This is a genomic window from Pantoea stewartii, assembly GCF_011044475.1.
Taxonomy (GTDB): domain Bacteria; phylum Pseudomonadota; class Gammaproteobacteria; order Enterobacterales; family Enterobacteriaceae; genus Pantoea; species Pantoea stewartii.
In genome coordinates this window covers 1,446,457-1,463,200 of sequence record NZ_CP049115.1, presented here as the reverse complement: position 1 = coordinate 1,463,200, position 16,744 = coordinate 1,446,457, and the positions used below count along the sequence as shown (strand labels likewise).

Genomic DNA, 16,744 nt, shown 5'->3' with positions numbered 1-16,744 from the left:
GAAAGGCGGCAGGGTATACATCACTTATATGCACAGGGAGAAAAAAATGGATCACCGCCTGACCAGCCTGGCCTTGGCCAGTGTGCTTCTGGTGGGTTGTGCCAGTTCAAAGCCGGAGACCGATGCGCCAGCCGGGCGTAGCGATCCGTTTGAAGGCTTTAACCGCACAATGTTTAACTTTAACTACAATGTGCTGGACCCGTACGTGGTGCGTCCGGTGGCTGTGGCCTGGCGCGACTATGTGCCCGTCCCGGCACGTGCTGGCCTGAGCAACTTCCTGGGCAACCTGAGCGAACCCGCCAGTATGGTGAACGCTATTCTGGTTGGTGAGCCGCGCAATGCCGGTATTCACTTCACGCGTTTCTTCCTGAATACCGTGCTGGGCCTGGGCGGCTTTATCGACGTTGCAGGCAAAGCGAACCCTGAGCTGGCGCGCCAGGGGCCGCAACGCTTCGGTACCACGCTGGGGCACTATGGCGTGGGCTACGGTCCTTACGTGCAGTTGCCTGGCTATGGCAGCTTTACGGTGCGTCAGGACGGCGGCGATTATGTGGATACGCTTTATCCGGTGCTGGGCTGGTTGACCTGGCCGATGTCCGTGGGTAAATGGGCACTTGAAGGGGTGGAAACGCGTGCGCAACTGCTGGACTCCGATGCCATCCTGAAACAGCAGCGCGATCCTTACGCCTTTATGCGTAACGCCTATTTTGAGCGCTATGACTTCCTGGCGCGTGGTGGCAAGCTGAAGCCCGAAGATAATCCGAACGCAGCGGCAATTCAGGACGATCTCAAAGATATCGATTCTCAGTAATTTGAGGTCGCCCGGAAAAGGGCGGCTTCAGGCTGAAGTGATTTATACGAATGTTCTGTCAGGGCTCGCCAGGCGGAGCAAAAAAAAAAGCGACACAGTGTGTCGCTTTTTTTATGCGGTCAACATATCAGAATTTGTAGTTGAAGCTCGCACCGTACAGCCAGGCTTTACCACTGGAATTAAAGGTGTAATTGCCTTCCTGAATGGTAACTTTCTGACCATGCATATAAGAGACGCCGACATCGACGGAAGCATCGTCATTGAATGCATAGGAGGCACCCGCACTCAGCCACAAGCGATCCTGATCCGGGATGGAGATGGAACGCTTGTCAGCCGGAACCGGGCTGTCATCAAAGGCGATACCGCTGCGGAAGGTCCAGTTTTTATCGTACTGGTAAGTGGTACCCAGGGCGATACGGTAGGCATCATGGAAGCCTTCATCTTTATAGAACAGCGTCTGACCATTCGAACCGGTCGCTTTCAGCTCCTGGAACTGGCTCCAGCTGGTATAGGCCAGGCTATAGTGAACGGCCCATTGTGGCGCGACTTTATGCCAGCCTGAAACTTCCCACATTTCTGGCAGATTCAGGGTTAATGAACCCGGAATCGTGTTTCCGCTTGTGCCAAAAGGTGCGCCGGGAATGTTAAATGCGTTAATGGCCGCAGGAAGATTACTTTTGTAATCCCCATCAAAGTCAACTTTCACTTCAGAGCGGTAGGTGAAACCAAAACGGTTATTATCATCAACTTCATAAAGTACACCGGCGTTCCAGCCGTAACCCCATTCATTCCCCTTTAGTCGGGTAATTTGGGTATCCGCAGGAATGCCCAGCGCGGAGAACGACTCTCCGGCATAACGCTCAATTTTCGCTTTAGCATAAACGGCATCAAAACCCACACCAAAGCTGAAGTGTTCATTCAGGCGGTAGGCGGTGCTGAGGTTAAGATTCACGGTCGTCAGGTCTGTTTTACCGCCGAATCCGCCTGCGGTATAACCGTTATTAAATTCTGTCGCCAGACCGTAGTTTGAGGTGGCAGAGGCCCCTACCCACCATTGGTCATTAATCGGCTGGACATAGTGCAGATCAGGGATCCACTGATTAGGCGCGATATTTTTCGCATCCAGGCTCCGTCCTGTTGGACTCTGGCCGCTGATATCCACTTGAGGATCGATATAAACCGCACCGAGTGAAAATTCAGGGCGATCCATCAGCGCCATGGTCGCCGGGTTACGGCTGGCTGAGGCCGCCGTATCACCCATTGCACCCTCGCCTGAATAAGCACGACCTAAACCAATGGAAGAAAATTCATTTAACTGAAATCCGGCTGCGTAAACGTTAGAGGAAATAAGCGCTACCGCAGCTGCCACGGCTGACTTTGCGAACAGGTTTTTATGGTTCATGACCACAACCTCATGTGAATTATTATTTAACGTTGTGACGTCGTGTAACAAGGAACGGCGGATTGTATGGACTGATGACGGTCGGACATATCAGACCAGTGCGGAGAGTATAGGTCCGACCTGTACACATGTTGCAATATTGTTTTTAAATTATTTCCAATTTGATAGATGAAAATTCGATCTGCTTAACACTTCTCTGCGGGAAACGAGGCAGGCAGCAGGCGCAAAACTGATTCAGATCAAATTATATTGTGATATTCGTCACTTAGCGTCGCGTGCATAGCGGGGGAGAAATCCACAGCGTAGAATTTTTCGCAGCGAAGGCTTTTCCCTTTAGTTGTGAAACCAGGAGATTACCATGACGGATGCTCTGAAAAAATGTCGCGCGACCGAAACGGCGGCATGCTGTTGTGTGGATGTCGGTACCGTAATGGACAACACCGATTGTACCGCCAGTTGGTCAGCGTGGTTTGGCCAGCGCGCGGAAGCCGACAGCAAACTGGCTGAACTGAGCGAAAGGGCGCGTCAGGTCGAGTCCGATCCCTGTGTCATAGATGCGCGATTCACAGAAGAGACGGGCGGCGTGCGGCTTGATGTTGCTTTTACTTTTAGCTGTCAGGCAGAAACCCTGATTTTTCAGTTAGGTTTACGCTGAACCGCTTAACGCCGCTGCCCGGCGGCGTTTGTCATTTTCGTGTTTCTCATCTCACTTTTCTCTTCCTGATGTTGGCGGCGTAGCCGCTTGTGGTTAACACTGTGGATCAGGTCAGACCTCTTTTGGCAATGATGCCCCGGTCACGATGCACAGGTGGATACAATGAGCAAAGCGCAGTCACTGTTGACGCGTACGGGCGAGCGCATCGCTATCACTCATGGATTACGTACGCCTTTTCTCCGTCAGGCGACAGGATTTCATGGCATTCCCGCCGTAGAGTTGGGCCGGATGGTGGTCAGTGAAATGGTGGCCCGGAGTGAGTTACCGGTCGGGATGATTGAGCAACTGGTGTTTGGTCAGGTGGTGCAGATGCCAGAGGCTCCCAACATCGCGCGGGAAATTGTGCTGAGCAGTGGTCTCAGCGTCAGTACCGATGCGTACAGCGTCAGCCGAGCCTGTGCGACCAGCTTCCAGGCGGTGGCTAACGTCACGGAAAGCCTGCTGGCAGGCACGATTTCGGTCGGTATTGCGGGCGGCGCGGATTCCTCTTCCGTCCTGCCGATTGGCGTCAGTAAAACGCTGGCTCGTGCGCTGGTGGATATGAACAAAGCAAAAAGCCTTTCCCAAAAGTTTCAGATTCTGCGCCGCCTGCGTCCCGGCGATCTGTTACCGGTGCCGCCTGCCGTGGCCGAATACTCCACAGGATTACGCATGGGCGATACCGCAGAACAGATGGCGAAAACGCACGGCATCAGCCGGGAAGAACAGGATGCGCTGGCTCTGCGTTCGCATCAGCGCGCAGCGCAGGCCTGGCAGTCGGGCGTGCTGAATCAGGAAGTCATGGCCGCCTTCGTCCCGCCCTTTAAGGCCCCCATAGACCAGGATAATAACGTGCGAATGGATGCGAAAGCGGCTGACTATGCCCGTTTACGTCCGGCGTTTGATCGCCAGCACGGCACGGTAACGGCAGCCAACAGCACGCCGTTAACGGACGGGGCGGCGGCGGTGATATTGATGCGTGAAGGCCAGGCCAAAGCGCTGGGATTACAGCCGCTGGGCTATCTGCGCAGCTACGCCTTTACCGCCATTGATGTCTGGCAGGACATGCTGCTCGGGCCCGCTTACGCCTCGCCGCTGGCGCTTGATCGTGCTGGCATCACGCTGGCTGATCTGACGCTTATTGATATGCATGAAGCGTTCGCGGCGCAGACCTTGAGTAATATCAAGCTGTTTCGTGACGAACGTTTTGCCCGCGAGGTATTAAACCGCTCGCACGCGCTGGGTGAAATCGACGATGCACGTTTTAACGTCCTGGGCGGCTCCATCGCCTATGGTCATCCTTTTGCGGCGACCGGCGCGCGCATGATCACGCAGACCTTAAATGAATTGCGTCGGCGCGGAGGCGGGCTGGGACTGGTCACGGCCTGTGCCGCCGGAGGATTAGGTGCAGCCATGGTTCTGGAGGCCGAATAATGGAACAGCGCGCGTTTACTTTGCAGATGCGGGACGATCATGTTGGCGTGATCACCATTGATGTGCCCAATGAAAAAATGAATACGCTGAAGGCGGAATTTGCGGTCCAGATTGCCAGCCTGATTAGCGAGGCACGCCAGCATCCGCAGCTGCTCGGGCTGGTACTGATTTCCGGCAAGCCTGACAACTTTGTAGCAGGTGCCGATATCAGCATGATTGATCGCTGTCAGCGTGCGGATGAAGCCGAAGCTCTGGCAAGGCAAGGGCAGGAGGTAATGGCCGCGATTGCCGCCTTGCCGTTTCCCGTGGTGGCCGCCATTCACGGGGCCTGCTTAGGCGGTGGTCTTGAACTGGCGCTGGCCTGTCATTCACGCATCTGTACGCTGGATGATAAAACCCGTCTGGGACTGCCGGAAGTGCAACTGGGATTACTGCCCGGTTCGGGTGGCACGCAGCGTCTGCCGCATCTGATTGGTGTGCAAAAGGCTTTACCTCTCATCCTGACGGGGAAAAGCCTGCGCGCGAAGCAGGCGAAAAAACTGGGGATTGTCGATGACGCGGTGCCGCAGGCGATCCTGCTGGATACCGCTATCGAAAGCGTTAAAAAAGGCAAACGCCGCCGCGCACCGCTTCCGCTGCGCGACCGTCTGCCGCAGGGGCCTATCGCCCGCCAGGCCTTGTTTGCGCTGGTCAGGCGGGAAACGGAACGCAAAACCCAGGGGAACTATCCGGCCGCGCAACGTATCATCGATGTGGTGCGCATTGGGCTTGAGCAAAGCAGTCAGGCAGGTTATGCCGCCGAGGCGCGCGCCTTTGGCGAGCTGGCCATGACGCCGGAATCGGCGGCGCTACGCAGCCTGTTTTTTGCCTCCACCGCGCTGAAAAAAGAGAACGGAACTGAGGCGCAGCCCCGGCCAGTCGAACGTGTCGGTGTGCTGGGCGGCGGGTTGATGGGCGGCGGCATTGCCTGCGTCAGCGCCATTCATGCCGGTCTGCCCGTGCGCATCAAAGACATCAGCCTGAACGGCATTAATCATGCGCTGCAGACCAGTTGGGCGCTGCTGAGTAAAAAAGTGCAGCGTCGTCAGCTCACCCCGGCGCAGCGCCAGCAGCAGATGGCGCGCATCAGCGGCGGTACCGACTATCAGGGGTTTACCCAACGTGACATCGTCATCGAGGCGGTGTTTGAAGATCTGGCGCTGAAACAGCAAATGGTGGCAGAGGTGGAAACGCACTGTCAGCCCCAGACGATTTTTGCGTCCAATACCTCTTCCCTCCCGATTGCCGACATTGCGGCGAAGGCCGCGCGTCCTGAGAATATTATTGGCCTGCACTACTTCAGTCCGGTGGAGAAAATGCCGCTGGTTGAAGTTATCCCGCATGCGGCGACCTCGCCTGAAACGCTCGCCAGCACCGTCACGCTGGCACGTAAACAGGGCAAAACGCCGATTGTGGTCGCTGACAGACCGGGCTTTTACGTCAACCGTATTCTGACGCCCTACATCAACGAAGCGATGCGCTGTCTGCTGGAGGGCGAACCTGTTGAACATATTGACCGCGCACTGGTGACGTTTGGCTTTCCGGTTGGGCCGGTTCAACTGCTGGATGAGGTGGGCATCGATGTCGGCAGTAAAATCTCGCCCGGGTTGCAGCAGGCTTACGGCGAACGGTTTGCGGCACCGCCTGCTCTGGCGGCCGTGATCAACGACGGACGCAAAGGGCGAAAAAATCATAAAGGGTTCTATCTGTATGAATCGTCACGTTTGCAACGTAAAAAGCCGGATCCCACCGTGTACGACGTATTGCAGATTAAACCCGCAAGCGTGCAGAGTGGGGCACACATCGCAGAGCGCTGCGTGATGATGATGTTAAATGAGGCGGTGCGCTGTCTGGATGAGCAGGTTATCCGCTCGCCCCGTGACGGTGATATTGGTGCGGTGTTTGGTATTGGCTTTCCCCCGTTTCTGGGTGGGCCATTTTACTATATTGATCGCCTTGGTGCTGGGGAAATCGTCAACAGATTAACGCGGCTTGAGCAGCAATATGGTGACCGCTTTGCACCCTGTGAAAGACTGCAGCGGGCAGCGCAACAGCAGACAAAGTTTTACACTTCTTCATAAATATGAATATCCATCCTGATTCAGGGGGTTAGTCGTGTGTCGCACCATCATGATGCGACGCCGTAATCGGGCAGGTGCTTATTTAATAAACAACCGGTTGACTATACTGAAGCCATTAGGGTAAAACACGACGTTCATTCGCAGAATGAAGCGCCTGACACGAAGGTGTCAGGCGATGTCGACAAACAACAGCGGTGCTTTATGCAAGTTTTTATCATGCGTCACGGCGATGCGGCGCTCGACGCTGCCAGTGATTCAGTCCGGCCCTTAACGCTTTGTGGATGTGATGAATCACGCCAGATGGCGAACTGGTTAAAAGATCAGGCTGTTGACATTGAACGTGTCCTGGTCAGCCCTTATCTGCGTGCGCAACAAACGCTCGCGACAGTTCGTGAGGCGCTGCCCTTACCCGACGGGGCGGATATCCTGCCGGAGTTAACGCCTGGCGGCGATCCGGGGCTGGTGGGCTGCTATTTGCAGACGCTGGCAAACGAAGGGGTGAAATCGGTGCTGGTGATCTCTCACCTGCCGCTGGTCGGTTATCTGGTGTCGGAGCTGTGCCCTCAGGAAACGCCACCGATGTTCGCTACTTCGGCCATTGCCTGCGTGGATTTTGACCCGGCGGAAAGCCAGGGCAAGCTGCTCTGGCAGGTCAGTCCTAAAAAACTGGCAAAAGCGATGTAAACGCTGTCGGGCCATCCTCTGGCCCGACACTGAAAACGTTTGACTCACTTCACCCGTTTTCTTTCCATACGTTACGCAATCACAAAACGCGACACCGATCCTGCCAGCGTTTGCGCCTGATCGTGCAGCGCACTGGCGGCAGCGGACGACTGCTCCACCAGCGCGGCGTTCTGCTGCGTCACGTTATCCATCTCAACAATCGCGACGCCTACCTGCGCAATGCCGCGATTCTGCTCTTCCGACGCATGAGAAATTTCGTTCAACAGATCCGTCACGTTACTGACCGAGTTGACGATCTCCCCCATGGTGTTCCCCGTCTGACTCACCAGTTGCGAACCGGCATTAATACGCGCCACAGAATCATGAATCAGCGCTTCAATCTCCTTCGCCGCCTGCGCACTGCGTTGTGCCAGATTACGCACTTCGCTGGCTACCACGGCAAAGCCCCGACCTTGTTCTCCGGCCCGTGCCGCTTCTACGGCGGCATTGAGTGCCAGGATGTTGGTCTGAAACGCGATACTGTTTATCACGGAGGTGATTTCTGAGATTTTGCCAGAGCTGGTGGTGATCTCATTCATGGTGCTGACCACATCCGTAACCAGCTGCCCACCGCGGCTGGCGGTGTCGAAGGTTTGCTGCGCCAGTCGACTGGAATGATGAATGTTGTCTGCGTTCTGCTTAACCGTTGCGGTCAGTTGCTCCATGCTGGCTGCGGTCTGCGCAAGGGCGGCGGCCTGGCTTTCTGTGCGGGCTGACAGATCATTATTGCCGGAGGCAATCTCCGCTGAAGCCTGACTGACGCTGGTCACGCCACTGCGGATACCGCTGATAATGCGACGCAGCTCATCGCTCATTTCACCGACTGCATGCATCAGTTCGCCCAGCTCATCCCGACGGGACGATTTCAGCACGGTGCTGAGGTTGCCACGCGCCATCTGATTAGCGACGTGCAGCAGTTCAGCGAGAGGACGCGTCAACTGGCGGGTAATAAACAGGGCGATAAGAATGCCTGCTACGATAGCGGCGATGATAATCACCGTCATCAGCCAGACGGCCTGATTCGCGTCGTGATTGGTCGCATCTAACTGCTGGGTAAACAAGGCGTTGCTCATGTCGGTCAGGATTTTGCCCGCAGCCGCCAGTTGCACAGTGGCGGCGTCACCAGCCGCCACCGACGCCATCAGCGCATTGATATCGCCCTGTTTGGTCTCAAGCTGTGCGCTGACTTTTTCAAGCGCAGCACTGTCTGCGGCGTTAAGGCGCGGTTTGACCTGAGCCATCAGCTGCACGGTTTCCGACAGGAAGTTGCTCAGGGCGTTGCGATCTTCTTCTTTGTGCTCAAGGCCAAAGAGTTTGACACGTACCGCCACGCCGCCCAGGTGTTTATTGATTTCCTGTAACGCCGCGCTCGTCTGCGGGTCACTGCTGTTGCTTGCGGCCAGTTGGCTGATATCCCGCATCTCATCCGCCACGGACAGGTTCTGAAGCGCCTGTGCCCCGTTACGGACAGCCTGTACCGTATCGGCGCGTTTCTGCCGGTAAGTGGCAATAGCGGACGGCATCGCCGTAATCATCGCCTGCTGACTGTCATCCCAGTGAAAAACGCCCAGGTTTTTCAGATTCTGATCCACCTCTTTCAGCAGATTTTCGTTAACGTCGATGAATTTTTCATCATGCGTTTTCACGAACTGCAGTCGGGCATCTTTGGCCTGTGAAAACCGGTCATTAACGCTTTTCAGCTCCCTGAGCTTTTCGGCCCGGACGCTGATGTCGTTCAGATTTTTAATCCCGCATATCGCTACGGCCAGACTCAAAAGTAAAATCAGTCCAAAACCGAGCATCAGCTTTTTGCCCACTTTTAAATTCTCAAAAAAATGACTTAACCCGCTCATTCAAAAAGTTCCCTTGGTCAATGTGCCGAAATAATCAAACGTAATGTGCCTAAATGCTTAGACGTTATCGGCAGCGAGTAAATTGTATTCAGTATAAATAATTACATAAGCAAATAGTCTGCGTCAGTCTGAACAAAAACGGGCAGAACAGAGGACCAAAAACAGGCGCAAAAGTGAAAGAAAGCGGGCGTCGGTTAAACCGGTTTCCCCCGGCAAAGGGGGGAAGAAACGGGGCGAAACGGCGGGGTGAAAAAGACGTCTCAGGGCAGGAATATCAAGGCAGCTCTGGCGGTTGCCACTCTTCGACTTCAATCAGGACCAGCAGCGCGGCGTCGCCACCAAACATTTTGGGTGCCTGATGAAACGCCATTACCCAGGGATGCTGAGCCAGCCACAGCGGCGTTTGTTGCTTTAAAATATGTTTACCATGTCCGGTCATCACGCTGGCACAAAAAAGGTGTTCGCGACGGCAGGCGGCAATCAACGCGCCCAGTTCCTGTTTGGCCTGCATCTGTGTGAGTCCATGCAGATCGAGAAAAATTTCTGGCGTGTAATCGCCCCGACGCAGCTTTTTCAGCTCGAAATGGCTCACGTCCGCACGGACATAGCGCGTCGCCCCTTCTGTGGACAGCAGCGGCTGGAACTCATCGGAAAAATAATGGCTGTTATCCGCTTGCTCAGACAGCAGGCGTTTAACCGGCACGTCGCGGGTTTTGACCACCGGCTTATGCACGATAGTATCTTGTTTCAGTTCTCGCGTGCCGGTCATTAACTGACGGAACAGCGCTTGATCATCCTGGCTCAGGGTCGGTTTTTTACGCATGGGTCGTGAATCATGTCTGAGGTGGCTGATTAACAGCAGAAGCCATTACCTTACCGTTTACTGTCATTAATTGTCAGCTTTTTCACCTTGCTGCGCTGAATTCTGCTCGGCTTCGTGGCAAACTATCGGCCGATTTAGTTAAAGGCCTGCGGAGGGCTATGTGGACAAAATTTTCGTCGATGAGGCAGTGAACGAACTGCACACCATTCAGGATATGCTGCGCTGGTCGGTCAGCCGCTTTACCGCGGCTGGCATCTGGTACGGACACGGCACAGATAATCCCTGGGACGAAGCCGTCCAGCTGGTTCTGCCCACGCTTTGGTTACCGCTTGATATTCCGGAAGACATGCGCAATGCCCGCCTGACCGCCAGTGAACGTCATCGCATTGTCGAACGCGTCATTCGTCGCGTTAACGAACGCATCCCGGTTGCCTATCTGACTAATAAAGCCTGGTTCTGCGGCCATGAATTCTATGTCGATGAACGCGTTCTGGTTCCCCGTTCGCCGATTGGGGAGCTGATTGAAAACCGTTTTGCCGGCTTAATTCCTGAAAAGCCGCGTCATATTCTGGACATGTGCACCGGAAGCGGCTGTATTGCCATCGCCTGTGCTTACGCCTTCCCGGACGCTGAAGTTGACGCGGTGGATATCTCCCACGATGCGCTGGCAGTGGCGGAACAAAATATCGAAGAGCATGGTTTGATCCACCATGTCACGCCGATTCGCGCCGATCTGTTCCGCGAATTGCCGCCTGTGCAATACGATCTGATCGTGACCAATCCGCCCTATGTGGATGCCGAAGATATGGACGATCTGCCGGGCGAATATCACCATGAGCCTGAGCTGGGTCTGGCGGCCGGAAGCGATGGCCTGAAGCTGGTCCGCCGTATTCTGGCCTGTGCGCCGGGTTACCTGAGCGAAAACGGCGTGCTGATTTGCGAAGTCGGCAACAGTATGGTGCACATGATGGAGCAGTATCCCGATGTGCCTTTCACCTGGCTGGAGTTTAACAACGGTGGTGACGGTGTCTTTATGCTCACCCGTCAGCAAATCGTTGATGCACAGCACCATTTCTCATTCTATAAAGACTAAAAAGAGGGGCGAGCGTTCGCCCGTCAAACCGTAACAAGGAATCTCAATGGCCGGAAACAGCATCGGACAGTTCTTTCGCGTCACCACCTTTGGCGAATCTCACGGCATTGCTCTGGGATGTATTGTTGATGGCGTGCCGCCCGGCATTCCGTTGACCGAAGCCGATATCCAGCACGATCTGGACCGCCGCCGTCCGGGCACTTCGCGTTATACGACGCAGCGCCGTGAACCGGATCAGGTCAAAATTCTGTCAGGTGTGTTTGAAGGTGTCACCACAGGGACCTCGATTGGCTTGCTGATTGAGAACACCGATCAACGTTCGCAGGATTACGGCGCCATTAAAGATCTGTTCCGACCCGGCCATGCGGATTACACCTACGAACAAAAATACGGTACGCGCGACTATCGCGGCGGTGGCCGTTCATCGGCACGTGAGACGGCGATGCGCGTGGCGGCGGGCGCCATCGCCAAAAAATACCTGCACATGCAGCACGGGATCGTGGTGCGGGGCTATCTGGCGCAGATCGGCGACGTGGCCTGTGAACTTAAAGACTGGACCATCGTTGAAGAGAATCCGTTCTTCTGCCCGGACGCTGATAAGCTTGAGGCGCTGGATGAACTGATGCGCGCGCTGAAAAAAGAGGGCGATTCTGTCGGTGCCAAAGTCACGGTCATGGCGGAAAATGTTCCGCCGGGCCTGGGCGAACCGGTCTTTGATCGCCTGGATGCGGATCTCGCGCATGCGCTGATGAGCATTAACGCCGTGAAGGGCGTTGAAATTGGCGACGGCTTTGCCGTGGTGAATCAGCGCGGCAGTCAGCATCGCGATGAAATTCGGGCTAACGGTTTTCAGAGTAACCACGCAGGCGGCATTCTCGGCGGTATCAGCAGCGGTCAGACTATCAGCGCCAATCTGGCGATGAAGCCGACCTCCAGCATTACCGTGCCGGGCAAAACCATCACCCGCGACGGGGAAGAAGTGGAGATGATCACGAAAGGCCGTCACGATCCCTGCGTGGGCATTCGTGCGGTGCCGATTGCCGAAGCCATGATGGCAATTGTGCTGATGGACCATCTGCTGCGCCAGCGTGCGCAGTGTGGCGATGTCAACTCCACCGTGCCACGTTGGTAACCTGATGAAAGTGATGCTGATGCTCAGCGCGCTGTTACTCAGCGCGGCAAGCCTGGCGGCGACGCCATGGCAGCGTATTCAGCACCCTGTCGCGGGTGCACCGAATGCGATTGGCGGCTTTGCCAACGGCTGTATTGTCGGCGCGCAGGCTCTGCCGCTTAACTCACCGGATTATCAGGTCATGCGTCAGGATCAGCGCCGCTATTTCGGTCATCCCGACCTGATTCTGTTTATCCAGCGCCTGGCCATGCAGGCGCACAATCTGCAACTGGGCAACGTGCTGATTGGCGATATGGGCATGGCTGCCGGCGGACGCTTCAGCAGCGGCCATGCCAGCCACCAGACCGGACTCGACGTGGATATCTGGCTACAACTGCCGAAAACCCGCTGGAGCGCACAGCAGTTACTGAAACCTCAGCCGCTGGATCTGGTGGCCGCCGATGGCAGGAACGTCGTTGCGCGTCACTGGCAGCCTGAAATCGCCAGTCTGATTAAACTGGCGGCGAAAGATGAAGATGTCACGCGTATCTTCGTCAATCCGGCGATTAAAAAGCAGCTTTGCGCGGATGCGGGTGCAGATCGAAGCTGGTTACATAAAGTACGGCCCTGGTTCGCGCACCGCGCCCATATGCACGTCCGTTTGCGCTGTCCACAGGGCAGCCCGGATTGTGAGGAGCAGGCTCCCCCGCCTCCCGGGGATGGCTGCGGGGCAGAGTTGCAGAGCTGGTTCCTGCCAAAGCAGCCGGGTTCTGCGCCTGTGAAGCGTGAACCCCCGCCGCTGCCGCCTGCCTGTCAGGCGCTGCTGGATAAACATTTACTGTAAGGGTTCCCATGGAGTGGTTCATTGCCAGCCCGCTGGCGGTTGTCCTGCTGTTTTTTATTGCGCTACTGGCTGGATTTATTGATTCGATTGCGGGCGGCGGTGGCCTGCTCACGCTTCCTTCTCTTCTGGCGGCCGGGCTGTCGCCGGCGCAGGCGCTGGCGACCAACAAACTCCAGTCGGTCGGCGGCTCTTTCTCTGCCAGCCTGTATTTTGTAAGGCGGGGAGCCATTACGTTGCGTGAGCAACGGCTGAATATCGCCATGACCTTTCTGGGCGCGGTGGGCGGCGCGGTGCTGATTCAGCATCTTCAGGCCGATTTCCTGCGGCAAATCCTGCCGCTGCTGCTGATCGCCATCGGTATGTGGTTTTTGTTAATGCCGCGCATTGGCGAGGAAGACCGGGTGCATCGTCTCAGGGGGCTGCCTTTTGCCCTTATCGGCGGCGGCTGTATCGGTTTTTATGATGGTTTTTTTGGCCCGGGAGCTGGCTCGTTTTATGCGCTGGGCTTTGTGACGCTGTGTGGCTTTAACCTGGCGAAAGCGACTGCGCATGCCAAACTGCTTAACTTCACCTCAAATTTCGGCAGCCTGCTGTTCTTTATCTTTGGCGGGAAAGTGGTGTGGGGCACCGGCCTGATCATGATGCTGGGCGCGGTCTGTGGCGCACGACTGGGCGCAAGGCTGGTTCTGGCGCGTGGGCAAAAGCTGATTCGTCCGATGGTGGTGATCGTTTCGGCGGTCATGAGCATGAAATTGCTCTGGGACAGCCACGGCAGTGAGGTTCTGGCCTGGCTGGCGGCGCTGAATCTGTAATACTTTACGTGAATATTGAATGACAACACATGACTACCCGCAGCTCATTACGCTGTTTGACCGCTGCTTTAGCGAAGACTTTCAGACCCGTCTAATTAAAGGCGATGATGAACCGATTTATCTTCCTGCAGACAGCGAATCACCATGGAACCGGGTGGTGTTCGCCCATGGTTTTTACGCGAGTGCGCTGCATGAAATTTCGCACTGGTGCATTGCCGGTGAAGCCCGGCGCAAGTTAGTCGATTTTGGCTACTGGTATTGCCCGGACGGGCGGGATGCGCAAACGCAAAGCCAGTTTGAATCGGTTGAGGTGAAGCCGCAGGCCCTGGAGTGGATGTTTTGCGTTGCCGCAGGCTTTCCCTTCAATGTCAGTTGTGACAATCTCGATGGCGATTGTGAGCCCGATCGCATTGCTTTTCAGCGTAAAGTTCATGCCCAGGTCATGAGCTACCTGGCGTCGGGCATTCCTGCCCGTCCCGCACGCTTTATTTCAGCCCTGGCTGAATTTTATGGCAGGCCTTCTCTGACCGCATCACAGTTTCCATGGCCGGAAGATGTGTAATGCAGAAGGGATTATTTAACAGAGGAATTGAGATGATCGCAGAATTTGAAGCGCGTATTCTGGCCCTGATTGACGATATGGTTGAGCACGCCAGTGACGATGAGCTGTTTGCCAGCGGTTATCTGCGTGGCCATTTAACCCTGGCAGTCGCGGAAGTGGAGCAACTGGATGACCACACGCCGCAGGCGCTGCAGATTCAGGTCACCCGCAGCCTGCAAAACGCCATTGCCGCCGGAGAGTTATCGCCACGGGATCAGGCGCTGGTCATTGGCATGTGGGATAATCTGTTTTTACAGGCGCGTCAGCAGACTGCCTGAGTGAGCAGGGCGGCATGCCGCCCTAGTGCTATTTCCCCGCTTTTTTGCCTTTCAGCAGCTTTCTGACCCAGTAACGATTAGGATTCAGCGCCGCCAGCGTGCTGGCATCCAGCGGCTGAGGTTCGCCGCTCAGCTGTGCCGCCAGGACTTCTGCCGCCAGCGGTGCGCTGCACAGCCCGCGCGAGCCAAGTGCGCCGAACAGATAAAGGCCGGGAAAGTACGGCGCCGCTGGGATCGCCGCTCCGCGTGCATTCTGCTGCGCCAGATCGGCATAAAGCGCAAGCGTCGCTGCGTAATCCGGCGCACAGCCCACCATCGGTAAGTGATCCCGCGTGGCACAACGTACGCCGCTGCGCGCTGCGTTCTGACTGACATCCACCGCATTAACCCAGTCGCTGTGCGGCAGGCAATGCTGCAGGCGGCGGTGATTCTCCTGCTGATCCGCTTCACGAAAGGCGGTGGAGGTCTCTCCCCGGTGATAGCTGGCCCCGATACAGTGCGTCGCAAACTGGGGACTGGCGGGCGTAAGATAGCCATCGTAGCAGAGCACCGTCCTGAGCGCCGACAGCGCAGGCGATACGGGAACATGGCTGACCTGACCGGCCACCGGATACACGGGCAGCGCGTCGGTCTGGGGCAGGTCGGTGAGGTGATGGCCGTTCGCGAGCACCACGGCAGCGTGATGCATATCGGGCTGTTCGCTAAAGGTTAACGTCCAGCCCTGCGCATTCTGACTGAGCGCGGTGACGCGATGCAGCCAGTGTACACGCAATCCCAGTTGCTCGCCCCTGGACAGCAGGGAAGAGGTCAGTTCGGCCGGGGCTAACCAGCCGCCCATCGGGTAATAGATGCCGCCGCAGTGCAGCGCAACCTTCGCCAGCGCCTCGGCTTCCTGTTGCGTCACGCCATGGGCAATCTCTTCAGGTAATCCCATCGCCAGCATCTGTTCAATCTTGCTGGCACTTTTATCGTCCCAGCCGAGCTGCAGGACGCCGCTCCAGTCGTGTTCGAACGGCAGATCCAGCGCGTCATACAGGCGACGGGCAAACGTGAAGGCGGCGGGGAAAAAGGTGGCAAGCGCCGGATCGTGCTGATTAAGCAAAGGGTACAGTGCGCCCTGACGATTGCTGGATGCGCCCAGCGCGGGGGCTTCGTCGGCGCAATACAGCGTAACGCGCCAGCCGCGGCGCAGTAAAGCCAGGGCCAGCGTCGCACTGGCGATACCGCCGCCCACCAGAGCAACCTCTTTTTCAGACGGCGCAGGCCGGGCATACCAGGGTTGGCGCGGGTACTGTGCTGGTGCCTGTTCAAGCGAGCCGCACAGCATTTCCCGTTTTGGACCAAATCCTTTACGGCGCGTGACCGCAAAGCCCGCTTCCTGCAAGCCACGACGTACGAAACCGGCGGCCGTAAAGGTGGCAAATGTTCCCCCTGGCCGGGCCAGCGCCGCCATCGACTGAAACAGTTCCGGCGTCCACATATCGGGATTTTTCGACGGCGCAAAGCCATCTAAAAACCACGCGTCGACCTGACGATGCAGACTGTCATCAAAATTATTAATTAGCGCATTAATATCGCCTAACCACAGATCCAGCGTGATGCGGCCGGCATCGAATAACAGCCGCTGGCAGCCGGGCAGGGCCAATGGCCACTGACGCTGGAGTTGGTCGGCCCAGGGCGCAAGTTCAGGCCAGTGCTGATGGGCCGCCATCAGATCGGCCTGGGTCAACGGAAATTTTTCAAAGCTGATGAAATGCAGTCGCTTCAGCGCCGCATCGGGATGATGACGCTGGAACTGGTCAAACGCCTGCCAGAGCGTAAGAAAGTTAAGGCCGGTGCCGAAGCCGCTCTCGGCCACAATCAGCAGGTCGCGTGGGTGGTGGTGAAATCGTTGGGGGAAATCATTGCCACCCAGAAACACGTAGCGCGTCTCTTCCAGACCATTGTCGTTGGAAAAGTAGACGTCGCCGAAGGCTCGGGAAACAGGTGTACCCTGTTCATTCCAGCTCAGTTGGGCATGTTCAACCGGAGACAGTTTCACAGTAAAGGCTCATTTTTCAGGGAATGGCAGGAGTTTATCGGCCGGGGGAAGATGACGCAAATTTACAAAGGAATTGGCTGATCGGACTTGTTCGGCGTACAAGT

Annotated in this window: 15 protein-coding genes; 11 read left to right on the top strand and 4 right to left on the bottom strand. The window is 56.3% G+C overall.

Translation table 11 applies throughout. The annotated features are described in order from the left end of the window. Positions 1–46: 46 nt before the first annotated feature. Positions 47–811: a phospholipid-binding lipoprotein MlaA gene (gene mlaA / locus G5574_RS06845; RefSeq protein ID WP_033740717.1), complete on the top strand. Its 765-nt coding sequence runs from the start codon at positions 47–49 to the stop codon at positions 809–811. A 127-nt stretch (positions 812–938) separates the two neighbouring features. Here mlaA and fadL read toward each other — a convergent pair whose 3' ends face one another. Continuing rightward, positions 939–2,213 (bottom strand): long-chain fatty acid transporter FadL, encoded by a 1,275-nt coding sequence (gene fadL, locus G5574_RS06840; RefSeq protein ID WP_164482334.1) that lies wholly within the window; start codon positions 2,211–2,213, stop codon positions 939–941. 358 nt (positions 2,214–2,571) lie between these two features. On the opposite strand from fadL, the gene G5574_RS06835 reads away from it, so the two are divergent. From G5574_RS06835 to sixA, 4 genes are all read left to right on the top strand, one after another. Continuing rightward, entirely contained in the window at positions 2,572–2,868 is a 297-nt protein-coding gene (locus G5574_RS06835; RefSeq protein WP_006120091.1) for a YfcZ/YiiS family protein, read from the top strand. Between the two features lie 162 nt (positions 2,869–3,030). Then, complete coding sequence (gene fadI, locus G5574_RS06830; protein WP_033740711.1) at positions 3,031–4,341, top strand: acetyl-CoA C-acyltransferase FadI; 1,311 nt, start codon at positions 3,031–3,033, stop codon at positions 4,339–4,341. Then, positions 4,341–6,461 carry a fatty acid oxidation complex subunit alpha FadJ gene (gene fadJ / locus G5574_RS06825; protein ID WP_164482332.1) on the top strand — a complete coding sequence of 707 codons (2,121 nt, stop codon included), beginning with the start codon at positions 4,341–4,343 and terminating at the stop codon, positions 6,459–6,461. The genes fadI and fadJ overlap by 1 nt, the downstream gene beginning before the upstream one ends. A 201-nt stretch (positions 6,462–6,662) precedes the next feature. Next, positions 6,663–7,145, top strand: coding sequence for a phosphohistidine phosphatase SixA (sixA, locus tag G5574_RS06820; RefSeq protein ID WP_006120087.1), 483 nt, complete (start codon positions 6,663–6,665; stop codon positions 7,143–7,145). A gap of 71 nt (positions 7,146–7,216) precedes the next feature. Here the strand turns inward: sixA and G5574_RS06815 are convergent, their stop codons facing one another. Further along, positions 7,217–9,037, bottom strand: a complete 1,821-nt coding sequence (locus tag G5574_RS06815; RefSeq protein WP_162286779.1) for a methyl-accepting chemotaxis protein — start codon at positions 9,035–9,037, stop codon at positions 7,217–7,219. A 274-nt stretch (positions 9,038–9,311) separates the two neighbouring features. Continuing rightward, complete coding sequence (gene smrB, locus G5574_RS06810; RefSeq protein ID WP_039339724.1) at positions 9,312–9,860, bottom strand: endonuclease SmrB; 549 nt, start codon at positions 9,858–9,860, stop codon at positions 9,312–9,314. A gap of 160 nt (positions 9,861–10,020) precedes the next feature. On the opposite strand from smrB, the gene prmB reads away from it, so the two are divergent. From prmB to G5574_RS06780, 6 genes are read left to right on the top strand one after another with little or no spacing between them, the layout of a single operon-like run. Further along, positions 10,021–10,953: a 50S ribosomal protein L3 N(5)-glutamine methyltransferase gene (gene prmB, locus G5574_RS06805; RefSeq protein ID WP_006120083.1), complete on the top strand. Its 933-nt coding sequence runs from the start codon at positions 10,021–10,023 to the stop codon at positions 10,951–10,953. A gap of 46 nt (positions 10,954–10,999) precedes the next feature. Further along, positions 11,000–12,085: a chorismate synthase gene (gene aroC, locus G5574_RS06800; protein WP_033740703.1), complete on the top strand. Its 1,086-nt coding sequence runs from the start codon at positions 11,000–11,002 to the stop codon at positions 12,083–12,085. A gap of 4 nt (positions 12,086–12,089) precedes the next feature. Beyond that, on the top strand, positions 12,090–12,908 hold the full coding sequence (gene mepA / locus G5574_RS06795; protein ID WP_174250615.1) for a penicillin-insensitive murein endopeptidase: 819 nt from the start codon (positions 12,090–12,092) through the stop codon (positions 12,906–12,908). An 8-nt stretch (positions 12,909–12,916) separates the two neighbouring features. After that, positions 12,917–13,720: a sulfite exporter TauE/SafE family protein gene (locus G5574_RS06790; RefSeq protein WP_006120080.1), complete on the top strand. Its 804-nt coding sequence runs from the start codon at positions 12,917–12,919 to the stop codon at positions 13,718–13,720. A 19-nt stretch (positions 13,721–13,739) separates the two neighbouring features. Next, complete coding sequence (locus G5574_RS06785) at positions 13,740–14,282, top strand: elongation factor P hydroxylase (RefSeq protein WP_039339723.1); 543 nt, start codon at positions 13,740–13,742, stop codon at positions 14,280–14,282. 32 nt (positions 14,283–14,314) lie between these two features. Further along, entirely contained in the window at positions 14,315–14,599 is a 285-nt protein-coding gene (locus G5574_RS06780) for a YfcL family protein (RefSeq protein ID WP_006120077.1), read from the top strand. Positions 14,600–14,627: 28 nt separating this feature from the next. On the opposite strand, the gene mnmC is transcribed toward G5574_RS06780, so the two are convergent. Continuing rightward, the gene (gene mnmC / locus G5574_RS06775) at positions 14,628–16,640 is read right to left on the bottom strand and encodes a bifunctional tRNA (5-methylaminomethyl-2-thiouridine)(34)-methyltransferase MnmC2/FAD-dependent 5-carboxymethylaminomethyl-2-thiouridine(34) oxidoreductase MnmC1 (protein WP_164482331.1); all 2,013 of its coding nucleotides are present in this window, start codon (positions 16,638–16,640) and stop codon (positions 14,628–14,630) included. Positions 16,641–16,744 lie beyond the last annotated feature (104 nt).